A 10,870-nucleotide genomic window follows, 5' to 3' on the forward strand; every position below is an offset into this window, starting at 1 on the left:
CCCCCCCCCCCCCCCCCCCCCCCACTACCGGGTCAGCGTCCCAGCGCGCGGCGGATCTCCTCCAGCGCGCTGGGGTCGTCCAGCGTCGACAGGTCACCCGGGTCGCGCTGCTCGGCCAACGCCTGCAGCGAGCGCCGCAGCAGCTTGCCAGAGCGGGTCTTGGGCAAGGCATTGACCACGTGCACATGCGCAGGGCGTGCGACCGCGCCGAGCGAGGTGGTCACCGTAGCCATCATCTCGGCCACCACCGGCGCCGGATCCTCGCCATCCAGCCCCTGCTTGAGGGTGACGAACACCAGCGGCACCTGCCCCTTCAGTTCGTCCTTGACCCCGATCACCGCCGCCTCGGCCACGCGCGGATGGCTGGAGATAGCCTCCTCGATCTCGCGCGTGCCCAGACGATGGCCGGCCACGTTGATCACATCGTCGGTACGGCCGAGGATGAAGGTGTAGCCATCGTCGTCACGGATCGCCCAGTCCAGCGAGCTGTACAGCAGCTCCTTGAAGTGGCTGAAGTAGCTCTGCAGGAAACGGCTGTCGTCGTTCCACACCGTGCTCATGCAGCCCGGCGGCAGCGGCGGCGACACCACCAGCACGCCCTTCTGCCCCGGTGCCACTTCCTCGCCGGTGTTCTCGTCGATCACCTTCATCCGGTAGCCGAGATTGGGGAACCCGGGCGAGCCGAAACGCACCGGCTTCATCTCCAGGCCCGGCAGCAGGGTCAGTGCCGGCCAGCCGGTTTCGGTCTGCCAGTAATTGTCGATGATCGGCTTGCCGAGCGCTTCGCTGATCCAGTGCGCGGTCGGTTCGTCCAGCGGCTCGCCGGCCAGGAACAGGTACTTCAGCGCGCCCAGGTCGTGGCGATGGATGAAATCCGCGTCGTGCTTCTTCAGCACGCGGATGGCGGTGGGCGACGAGAACATCGTGCGCACGTTGTACTGCTCGCACAGCGCCCACCAGATGCCCGGATCCGGGTTGGTCGGCAGCCCTTCGTAGAGCAGCGAGGTGCAGCCGCCGATCAGCGGGCCGTACACGTTGTAGGAATGGCCGACCGCCCAGCCGACGTCGGAGGTGGAGAACATCACCTGTCCCGGCCTGCAGTCGAACACCGTTTCCATCGACTGCGCCATCGCCACCGCATAGCCCCCCACATCGCGCTGCACGCCCTTCGGCTTGCCGGTGGTGCCGGAGGTATACAGCAGATAGCTCGGCTCGCTCGCTTCCAGCCACTGCACCGGCACGTCGACTTCACCGATCTGCGCACGCAGCTCGGCGTAGTCCACATCGCGGCCCGGCACGCGTGGTTCGGCGGCATCCAGCCCACGCGACACGATCAGCACGTGCGGCGGTGGCGACGTGGCTTCGGCGCAGGCTGCATCGACCATCGGCTTGTACGGAATCAGCTTGCCACCGCGCATGCCGGCATCTGCCGCGATCAGCAGCTTGGGCTTGGCGTCGTCGATGCGCAGCGCCAGGTTGTGCGCGGCGAAGCCACCGAACACCACCGAGTGCACCGCACCGATGCGCGCGCAGGCCAGCATCGCGAACACGGCTTCGGCCATGTTCGGCATGTAGATCACCACGCGGTCACCGTGACCGACGCCGAGGTGCTTGAGTGCGGCGGCGAAGTCGTTCACTTCGCGATACAGCTGGCGATAGGTGATTTCGCGGGTGCTGTTGGTTTCGGTGGAGATGGCGACCAGCGCGAGCTGGTCGGCGCGCTCGGCCAGGTGGCGGTCGACGGCGTTGTAGCAGAGATTGGTTTCACCACCGACGAACCAGCGCCGGAACGGCGGGTTGCTGTAGTCGAGCACCTGCTGCGGCGGTTTGTGCCAATGGATGCGCTTGGCTTCCTCGCCCCAGAAGGCCTCCGGCTCGTCGATCGAGCGACGGTAGGTTTCCTCGTAGTTCATGACGCAGCCCTCCCAGACAAAGTCATGGGTTCGAGGATAGTCCGGCGCTGGCGCGCGGGCCGCCCTACCTTGGTAGGGGGTGGGGTTTTGTTCTGCAGGGCTTGCAGCCCTGCACCTGCAGAGGCCGAAGCAACAGCAGAAGCTGGTTTCCTGGGGGATGGCGGGGTGGGTCCGGTTGCGGGAGACGCCGTAAACCCGTCCTTGGGGGCTTGGCCGCGGCATCCATGCCGCGGACACTCCCGCAACCGGACCCACCCCGCCTTCGACAGTTTCCTGCGATCTGTCGGAAAGGCGTATTGCTCTGGTAGATGTCGACCTTGGTCGACTGCTCTGGTGGGTGTCGACCTTGGTCGACACGGTAGATCCACGCCATGCGTGGATGATTCATTCGATATCTGAAAGGAAAATCGTGTCGACCAAGGTCGACACCTACCAACAGCCGCGCGGAACAAAGCCGCAGTTACCAACAGCCGCGGGAACCTGTCGAAGGTGGGACGGTGTCGGAGTGCGGGGTGTCAGCCGCATGGATGCGGCTGCCAAGCCTACAGGGACGTACTTGCGGCGTCCCCGCACTCCGACACCGTCCCGCCAACCCACGGATAGCCCGCTTCTGACGTTGACGTTGATTCTGCAGGTGCAGGGCTGCAAGCCCTGCCGAACCCCTAGAACGGAGTCGCGGACTCGAACGCGAGCGGCTCGCCCGTCACTGGATGGGTGAACCGCAGGCTGCGCGCATGCAGATGCACACGCTGCGCCGGCGCGGCGTCATACAGCACATCGCCAACGATGGGATGGCCGAGACTGGCCATGTGCAGGCGCAGCTGATGGCTGCGGCCAGTGATCGGTTCCAACGCCACGCGGGTGCGCTGCGCTTCAACATCACGTGCCATTACGTGCCAACGTGTCAGCGCCGGTTTGCCGCGTTCGTGATCGACCATCTGCTTCGGCCGGTTCGGCCAGTCCACGATCAACGGCAGGTCTACTTCGCCGGCATCGCCTTCAAGCAGCCCCTCCACGATCGCTTCGTAACGCTTGCCAACCTGGCGCTGCTCGAACTGCATCGACAACGCCACCTGCATGTCCTTGCCGCGCGCATGCAGCAGCAGGCCGGAGGTCACCTGGTCCAGGCGATGCACGGTCAATGCATCCGGGTACAGCGCCTGCAGGCGCGCGACCACGCAGTCCTGGTTCTCGGCGCTGCGGCCAGGCACGGACAGCAGGCCTGCCGGCTTCTCGGCCACCAGCAGCGCGTCGTCGATGTAATGCAGGTGGATCATCAGTTCCTGTATTCCTCAAACAGCAACGGGGAAGCCTGAGCTTCCCCGTTGCTGCGTACCGACCAACGGTCGGTACCTACCTTCTGGATCACGTACCGGCCAACGGCCGGCACCTACCTCGATGGAAGACGTACCGGCCGGAGCCGGTACCGCCTGCATCAGCCCAGCAGGTGGGCGACGCCGGCGCGCTCTTCTTCCAGCTCGGCCAGGGTCTTGTCGATGTACTTCTGGCTGAAGTCGTCGATCGGCAGATCCTTGACCAGGGTGTACTTGCCGTTCTCGGTGGTCACCGCGAAACCGAAGATCACGCCTTCCGGAATGCCATAGGAACCGTCGGACGGCACGCCCATGGTGACCCACTTGCCGTTGCTGCCCAGCACCCAGTCACGCACGTGGTCGATGGCTGCGTTGGCGGCCGAAGCAGCCGAGGACGAGCCACGGGCTTCGATGATCGCCGCGCCGCGCTTGCCGACGGTCGGGATGAAGGTGTTGGCGTTCCACTCCTGGTCGTTGATCGCATCGGCGATCGACGCACCATCGGCGGTGGCGAAACGGTAGTCCGGGTACATGGTCGGGCTGTGGTTGCCCCACACGACCAGCTTCTCCATGCCACCGACCGGCTTGCCGAGCTTGGTCGACAGCTGGCTCAGCGCGCGGTTGTGGTCCAGGCGCAGCATGGCGGTGAAGTTCTCCGGCTTCAGGTCCGGGGCCGACTTCATCGCGATGTAGGCGTTGGTGTTGGCCGGGTTACCGACCACCAGCACCTTCACGTCACGGCTGGCGACCTTGTTCAGCGCCGCGCCCTGGGCGGTGAAGATCTTGGCGTTTTCCAGCAGCAGGTCCTTGCGCTCCATGCCCGGGCCACGCGGACGCGCGCCAACCAGCAGGGCGATGTCGGCGTCCTTGAACGCGACTTCGGCATCATCGGTGCCGACCATGCCGGCCAGCAGCGGGAAGGCGCAGTCTTCCAGCTCCATCATCACGCCCTTCAGGGCGGCCTGGGCCTTGTCGACCGGCAGTTCCAGCAGCTGCAGGATGACCGGCTGGTCCTTGCCCAGCATTTCGCCGGAGGCGATGCGGAACAGCAGGGCATAACCGATCTGGCCGGCGGCGCCGGTCACGGCAACACGAACGGGTGCTTTCATGGGGGTTTCCTCTTGCTTGCAAGCGTTTGATGGGACGCCGCGGGCGTGGCCACGCAGGCCTGGCGGGCGGCGGGGAACAGGGAAACGGCCACCCGAGGGTGGCCGTTTCGAAGGGGGATCAGGCGGCGAGGTGCTTGTTCCACTCCGCGACGCGCTCGGCCTGGGCGGCCAGCACGGCGTCGACGTCGCCTTCCAGGGTGATCGAATGGATCACGTCGCCCTGCTTGACCGAATCGACGATGGCCTGGCCTTCCAGGACCTTGCCGAAGACGGTGTGGCGGCCGTCCAGCCAGTCGGTCTTGATGTGGGTGATGAAGAACTGGCTGCCGTTGGTGTTCGGGCCGGCGTTGGCCATCGACAGCGAGCCGACCTCGTGCTTCACGCCATTCTTCTCGTCTTCGAACTTGTAGCCCGGGCCGCCGGTGCCACGACCCTGCGGGCAGCCGCCCTGGATCATGAAGTCGGCGATCACGCGGTGGAAGATCAGGCCGTCATAGAAACCGTGCTTGACCAGGTTCACGAAGTTGGCCACGGTCAGCGGCGCCTTGTCGGCGAACAGCTCGACCTTGATCGGGCCCTGGGTGGTGTCGAAAGTGGCGATGAGGGACATGAAGATCCTTGATGCAGATGGGGAACGCGTCTAGCCACCTAGTTTACACCTGCCTCGTGGCGGCGGCGGCTTCGACCATGGGCGCAGATCCGGGCTTCAGCCACGGGACGGGGTGCCCCGCGGTGTAGGCCAGGCGGCCTCGACCGGCGCCACGGCCCCCCAGCTGAATGGGCCCCATGACGGGTGTGAAATCCACCTTTTCGCGAATCGTCAAGTTCGACGTATAATGTTGGACTTCTTTTTCCAAATCCGGCGCCGACTGGCCCCCTTTCGTATGTCCATCGAAAATCTTCGCAACATCGCCATCGTCGCCCACGTCGACCATGGCAAGACCACCCTGGTCGACCAGCTGCTGAAGCAGTCCGGCACCCTGTCCGAGCGCACCGTCCTCGCCGAGCGCGTGATGGACAGCAACGACCAGGAAAAGGAACGCGGCATCACCATCCTGGCCAAGAACACCGCCATCACCTGGGAAGACAAGAAGACCGGCATCAAGAACCGGATCAACATCGTCGACACCCCCGGCCACGCCGACTTCGGTGGTGAGGTCGAGCGCGTGCTGTCGATGGTCGACACCGTGCTGATCCTGGTCGATGCGATGGACGGCCCGATGCCGCAGACCCGCTTCGTGACCCAGAAGGCCTTCGCGATGGGCTTCAAGCCGATCGTCGTGGTCAACAAGGTCGACCGTCCGGGCGCCCGTCCGGAATGGGTGATCGACCAGGTCTTCGACCTGTTCGACAAGCTCGGCGCCACCAACGAGCAGCTGGACTTCCCGATCGTCTACGCCTCGGGCCTGAACGGCTACGCCGGCCTGGAAGACACCGTGCGCGATGGCGACATGACCCCGCTGTACGAAGCGATCATGCAGCACGCGCCGCGTCCGGAAGTGGACCCGGAAGGCCCGTTCCAGATGCGCATCAGCCAGCTGGACTACAACAACTTCGTGGGCGTGATCGGCATCGGCCGCATCCAGCGCGGCACCCTGAAGAAGAACATGCAGGTCGCGGTCATCGACCGTGAAGGCAAGAAGCGCAACGGCAAGGTGCTGCAGGTGCTGGGCTTCATGGGCCTGGAGCGCATCGAGCAGGATTCGGCCGAGGCCGGCGACATCGTGGCCATCTCCGGCATCCAGGAGCTGACCATCTCCGACACCATCTGCGCACCGGACTTCCCGGAAGCGCTGCCGGCGCTGACCGTCGACGAGCCGACCATCTCGATGACCTTCCAGGTCAACAACTCGCCGTTCGCCGGCAACAAGGACCTGTCCGGTGGCAAGTTCCTGACCAGCCGCCAGATCAAGGACCGCCTGGACCGTGAAAAGGTCCACAACGTGGCCCTGAAGGTCGAGCAGCTGGAAGACGCCGACAAGTTCCTGGTCTCCGGCCGTGGCGAACTGCACCTGTCGGTGCTGATCGAGAACATGCGCCGCGAAGGCTACGAGCTGGCCGTGTCGCGCCCGGAAGTGATCATCAAGGAAATCGACGGCCAGCTGATGGAGCCGATCGAGCAGCTGGTGGTGGACATCGAAGAAATCCACCAGGGCGGCGTGATGGAAAAGCTGGGCACCCGCAAGGGCCAGCTGAAGAACATGGAATCGGACGGCAAGGGCCGTGTGCGCCTGGAATACTCGATCCCGGCCCGTGGCCTGATCGGTTTCCAGAACGAGTTCAAGACCCTGACCCAGGGTTCGGGCCTGCTGTTCCACGTGTTCGACCACTACGGCCCGAAGGAACAGGGCGCGATCGCCAAGCGCATCAACGGCGTGATGATCGCCAATGCGCCGGGCACCACGCCGGCCTACTCGCTGGGCCCGCTGCAGGAGCGCGGCAAGCTCTTCGCTGCTGAAGGCGACAACGTGTATGAAGGTCAGCTGGTCGGCATCCACTCCAAGGACAACGACCTGACCGTCAACGCGATCAAGACCAAGCCGCTGACCAACATGCGCGCTTCGGGCAAGGACGATGCGATCCAGCTGACCCCGGCGATCAAGTACTCGCTGGAACAGGCCCTGGACTTCATCGAAGACGACGAGCTGGTCGAGATCACCCCGAAGGAGATCCGTCTGCGCAAGAAGTTCCTGACCGAAAGCGACCGCAAGAAGGCTTCGCGCGGCGGCTGAGCCAGCACCCCGTGAACCTGAGCGGCTACAACCCGGATCCACACCGGCATCCGGGTCTCCATGTCATCGCCCTGCTCGAAGCGAGCAAGGCGATGCTGGCGCTGTTGGCCGCCACCGGGCTGGAAGTGCTCGGACCGCAGCCGCTACGGCACGGCATCATGGCCCTGATCCGGCGTTTCAGCCTGGATCCGGACCATGGCACCCTGCCCTCGCTGCTGCACATGATCAGCCCCGACGCGGTCCACCTGGCCGCGGCGGGGATGATCGGCTACGGCCTGCTGCACCTGGTCGAAGCCTGGGGCCTGTGGCGGGCCAAGGCCTGGGCCTCCTGGCTGGGCTGCCTGACCGCCGCCCTGTACCTGCCTTTCGACATCTTCGCGATCATCCGCCACCCCGGCTGGCCGTCGTGGACGATCCTGGCGATCAACCTGATCGTGGTCTACGTGCTCGCCCGCGACCTGCGCAAGCGCCACCGCTGAGCACCGGCTACACTGGGGATTGGAGCCGACCAAGCCGCCCCATGCGCCCGTCCTTGCCGCCTCTGCTGACCTGCCTGCTCGCCGCGCTGCCGGCGCTGCTTTCGGCTGGCTGCAGCCCGGCCACGCCCAGCGCGCATGCGGCCGAACCTGCGAGCCGCAACGTGCCGTTCCCGTACGCCGAAACCGATGTCGCCGACCTGCAGGCGCGGATGACCGCCGGGGAACTGGACAGCACCACCCTGACCCAGGCCTACCTGCAGCGCATCGCCGCGCTGGACCGCACCGGGCCGCGCCTGCGCGCGGTGATCGAGCTCAACCCCGATGCCCTGAAGGAAGCCGCCGCGCGCGACCGCGAACGCCGTGACGGCCGCCTGCGCGGCCCGCTGCATGGCATTCCCCTGCTGTTGAAGGACAACATCAACGCCGCGCCGATGGCCACCAGTGCGGGTTCGCTGGCCCTGCAGGGCTTCCGTCCGGACGATGCCTACCTGGTGCGCCGGCTGCGCGACGCCGGTGCGGTGGTGCTGGGCAAGACCAACCTCAGCGAATGGGCCAACTTCCGCGGCAATGATTCGATCTCCGGCTGGAGCGCGCGTGGCGGCCAGACCCGCAACCCCTATCGCATCAGCCATTCGCCGTGTGGTTCCAGCAGCGGCAGCGCGGTGGCCGTGGCCGCCAACCTGGCCAGCGTGGCGATCGGCACCGAAACCGACGGCAGCATCGTCTGCCCGGCGGCGATCAACGGCGTGGTCGGCCTGAAGCCGACGGTCGGCCTGGTCAGCCGCGAGGGCATCATCCCGATTTCCTTCAGCCAGGACACTGCCGGGCCGATGGCACGCAGCGTCGCCGACGCTGCCGCCGTGCTGACCGCGATCGCCGGCCGCGACGATGCCGATCCGGCCACCGCGACCATGCCCGGCCGCGCGGTCTACGACTACACCGCGCGACTGGACCCGCAGGGCCTGCGCGGCAAGCGCATCGGCCTGCTGCAGACGCCCCTGCTGAAGTACCGTGGCATGCCGCCACTGATCGAACAGGCGGCAACCGAGCTGCGCCGCGCCGGCGCCGTGGTGGTGCCGGTGGAGCTGCCCAACCAGGGCGCCTGGGCCGAGGCCGAGCGCACGCTGCTGCTGTACGAATTCAAGGCCGGGCTGGAGCGCTATTTCAGCACCCACCGCGCACCATTGCGCAGCCTGGCCGAACTGATCGCCTTCAACCAGGCGCACAGCAAGCAGGAACTGGGCCTGTTCGGCCAGGAGCTGCTGGTGGAGGCCGATGCCACCGCCGGCCTGGCCGACCCCGCCTATATCCGCGCCCGCAGCGATGCGCGCCGGCTGGCCGGCCCGGAAGGCATCGATGCTGCCCTCGCCGCCCACCAGCTCGATGCGCTGGTGGCGCCGACCACCGGCGTGGCATGGCCGATCCGCAGCGAAGGCGACGACTTCCCCGGTGAAAGCTACAGCGCCGCCGCCGTGGCCGGCTATCCCAGCCTCACCGTGCCGATGGGGCAGATCGATGGTCTGCCGGTCGGTCTGCTGTTCATGGGCACCGCCTGGAGCGAGCCGAAGCTGATCGAGATGGCCTACGCCTATGAGCAGCGCACGCGCGCGCGGCGACCACCGCACTTCGATACCGACGCACTGATCGACGCTGGCGAGCCGTGATCCGGTAGTGCCGGCCGCTGGCCGGCAGATCCCAGGTCGCCGGCCAGCGACCGGCGCTACCGCTCGGGTTCCGGCTCCACCGGCACGATCGCCGCCTCACCATCTTCAGCACCCGGCGAACGCACATCCGCGGTGCGTGCACGTGGACCGCGCGGCATATCCAGCTCATCTTCGTGTTGCAGCCGCGCACGCACCTGCGGCAGCGACTGCGGATGCTCGCTCGCGAGGAAATCGAGCATGCGCTCGCGCACCAGGCAACGCAGATCGAAGGCATCGCCCGAGCTTCGCGCGCTGACCAGCAGGCGCACCTGGATCGCACGCTCGCTGGTCTCGGTCACCTGGGTCACGCAGACCCGGCCATCCCACAGCGCTTCGCCACGGCAGATGCGTTCCAGCTCAGCGCGGATCGCGGCAATCGGCGCACGGTAGTCCAACCACAGGAACGCGGTACCGAGCAGGTCGGCGCTACGCCGCGTCCAGTTCTGGAACGGGTTTTCGATGAACCAGGTCAGCGGCACCACCATCCGTCGCTCATCCCAGATACGGACCACGACGTAGCTGCTGCCGATCTCCTCGATACGGCCCCACTCGCCCTCGACGATCACCACGTCATCCAGCCGGATCGGCTGCGTCACCGCAATCTGCAGGCCAGCGATCAGGTTGCCGAACACCGGCTTGGCCGCGATACCCGCCACCAGGCCGATCAGGCCTGCCGATGCCAGCAGCGCGGTGCCGATCTTCTGCACCATCGGGAAGGTCAACAGCACCAGCGATGCGCCGAGCACGATGATGCCGCCCATCAGCACGCGGCTGAGCACCCGCGTCTGGGTCTGGATGCGGCGCGCTTCCAGATTGTCGGCGACATCGATGGGATGACTGCGCAGGATCGCGCGCTCGCCCGCCGCCACCGCGCGTACCAGCAACCAGATGAAGCACGCGGTCAGCGCGATGTGCAGCACATGCTGCAGGTTGCCCAGCACCGGATCCTGCAGTGGCGTGGCCTGCAATGCGGGAATCAACAACAGCAGCGGCCATGCGGTGGCCAGTGGCAACCCGAGCACGCGACCGATGCGTGCGCGCCGGCGATCACGCCCTTTCAATCGATGGTAGATCCAGAGGATCAGCCACGCGCCGATACCGCCCACTACTGCTGCCAATCCCAACGGCCATGCGTAGGCCTGTGCGCTTTGCCAGTGCACCGTTGCCACCTCCACTCGAACAGCCAAGCGGACAGCCTCGCGCATGACGCATGAGTGTCACGTCAGTCGTTCGTAAGAAGGGTGTTGGTCGGCAGGGCTTGCAGCCCTGCACCTGCTGCGAGCCGAAGCAACAGCAACAGCCGAAGCACAAGCAACAGCAGAGGCTGGCATTCCGTGGGATGGCGGGGTGGGTCCGGTTGCGGGAGACGCCGTAAACCCGTCCATGAAGTGACCCCCGGGAGTTGGACGCTAGATCCAACCCCGAGGGATACATGAACAAATACGACGCGCGTTTCAAACTGCAGGTCGCCAAAGAGGCCTGCAAGACCTCCACATCGGTCAAAGCCATTGCCCGTCGCCACGGCCTGGAGTTCTCCATGGTCAGGCGCTGGGTGGCGACCTATCGGCTGCATGGTTGGCGGGGATTTCATCGCCAGGCCCGGTCCTATGACCTCCCGTTC

At 66.1% G+C, this 10,870-nt stretch carries 9 protein-coding genes; 4 read left to right on the top strand and 5 right to left on the bottom strand.

Features of this window, described 5'->3' with window-relative positions; genetic code table 11:
- Positions 1 to 32: 32 nt before the first annotated feature.
- From prpE to ACMZ91_RS21335, 4 genes are all read right to left on the bottom strand, one after another.
- Positions 33 to 1,913, bottom strand: a complete 1,881-nt coding sequence (gene prpE / locus ACMZ91_RS21320) for a propionate--CoA ligase (protein ID WP_049461267.1) — start codon at positions 1,911 to 1,913, stop codon at positions 33 to 35.
- Between the two features lie 662 nt (positions 1,914 to 2,575).
- Positions 2,576 to 3,190 (bottom strand): RluA family pseudouridine synthase, encoded by a 615-nt coding sequence (locus ACMZ91_RS21325; RefSeq protein ID WP_049463326.1) that lies wholly within the window; start codon positions 3,188 to 3,190, stop codon positions 2,576 to 2,578.
- Between the two features lie 158 nt (positions 3,191 to 3,348).
- Positions 3,349 to 4,335: a malate dehydrogenase gene (locus ACMZ91_RS21330; protein ID WP_004153634.1), complete on the bottom strand. Its 987-nt coding sequence runs from the start codon at positions 4,333 to 4,335 to the stop codon at positions 3,349 to 3,351.
- A gap of 118 nt (positions 4,336 to 4,453) precedes the next feature.
- Positions 4,454 to 4,945 (bottom strand): peptidylprolyl isomerase, encoded by a 492-nt coding sequence (locus ACMZ91_RS21335; RefSeq protein WP_004153629.1) that lies wholly within the window; start codon positions 4,943 to 4,945, stop codon positions 4,454 to 4,456.
- Between the two features lie 274 nt (positions 4,946 to 5,219).
- Between ACMZ91_RS21335 and typA the strand changes: the two genes are divergently transcribed.
- The 3 genes from typA to ACMZ91_RS21350 are packed head-to-tail and all read left to right on the top strand — an operon-like array spanning position 5,220 to position 9,210.
- The gene (typA, locus tag ACMZ91_RS21340; protein WP_049455386.1) at positions 5,220 to 7,067 is read left to right on the top strand and encodes a translational GTPase TypA; all 1,848 of its coding nucleotides are present in this window, start codon (positions 5,220 to 5,222) and stop codon (positions 7,065 to 7,067) included.
- Positions 7,068 to 7,078: 11 nt separating this feature from the next.
- Positions 7,079 to 7,546: a DUF2127 domain-containing protein gene (locus tag ACMZ91_RS21345; RefSeq protein ID WP_049422416.1), complete on the top strand. Its 468-nt coding sequence runs from the start codon at positions 7,079 to 7,081 to the stop codon at positions 7,544 to 7,546.
- Positions 7,547 to 7,587: 41 nt separating this feature from the next.
- Complete coding sequence (locus ACMZ91_RS21350) at positions 7,588 to 9,210, top strand: amidase (RefSeq protein ID WP_049401441.1); 1,623 nt, start codon at positions 7,588 to 7,590, stop codon at positions 9,208 to 9,210.
- A 56-nt stretch (positions 9,211 to 9,266) separates the two neighbouring features.
- On the opposite strand, the gene ACMZ91_RS21355 is transcribed toward ACMZ91_RS21350, so the two are convergent.
- On the bottom strand, positions 9,267 to 10,454 hold the full coding sequence (locus tag ACMZ91_RS21355; RefSeq protein WP_219631326.1) for a mechanosensitive ion channel family protein: 1,188 nt from the start codon (positions 10,452 to 10,454) through the stop codon (positions 9,267 to 9,269).
- Between the two features lie 227 nt (positions 10,455 to 10,681).
- Here ACMZ91_RS21355 and ACMZ91_RS21360 point away from each other — a divergent pair.
- Positions 10,682 to 10,870 (top strand): transposase (locus ACMZ91_RS21360; protein WP_495497675.1); only part of this gene is annotated, 189 nt, incomplete at its 3' end.

This window comes from Stenotrophomonas sp. FR024 (genome assembly GCF_047500745.2).
Classification (GTDB): Bacteria; Pseudomonadota; Gammaproteobacteria; order Xanthomonadales; family Xanthomonadaceae; genus Stenotrophomonas; species Stenotrophomonas maltophilia_A.

Coding starts and splice junctions, on each gene's coding strand:
- ACMZ91_RS21330 (WP_004153634.1), bottom strand. CDS start 4,335: ATGAAAGCACCCGTTCGTGTTGCCGTGACCGGCGCCGCCGGCCAGATC.
- ACMZ91_RS21325 (WP_049463326.1), bottom strand. CDS start 3,190: ATGATCCACCTGCATTACATCGACGACGCGCTGCTGGTGGCCGAGAAG.
- ACMZ91_RS21335 (WP_004153629.1), bottom strand. CDS start 4,945: ATGTCCCTCATCGCCACTTTCGACACCACCCAGGGCCCGATCAAGGTC.
- prpE (WP_049461267.1), bottom strand. CDS start 1,913: ATGAACTACGAGGAAACCTACCGTCGCTCGATCGACGAGCCGGAGGCC.
- ACMZ91_RS21355 (WP_219631326.1), bottom strand. CDS start 10,454: ATGCGCGAGGCTGTCCGCTTGGCTGTTCGAGTGGAGGTGGCAACGGTG.
- ACMZ91_RS21350 (WP_049401441.1), top strand. CDS start 7,588: ATGCGCCCGTCCTTGCCGCCTCTGCTGACCTGCCTGCTCGCCGCGCTG.
- typA (WP_049455386.1), top strand. CDS start 5,220: ATGTCCATCGAAAATCTTCGCAACATCGCCATCGTCGCCCACGTCGAC.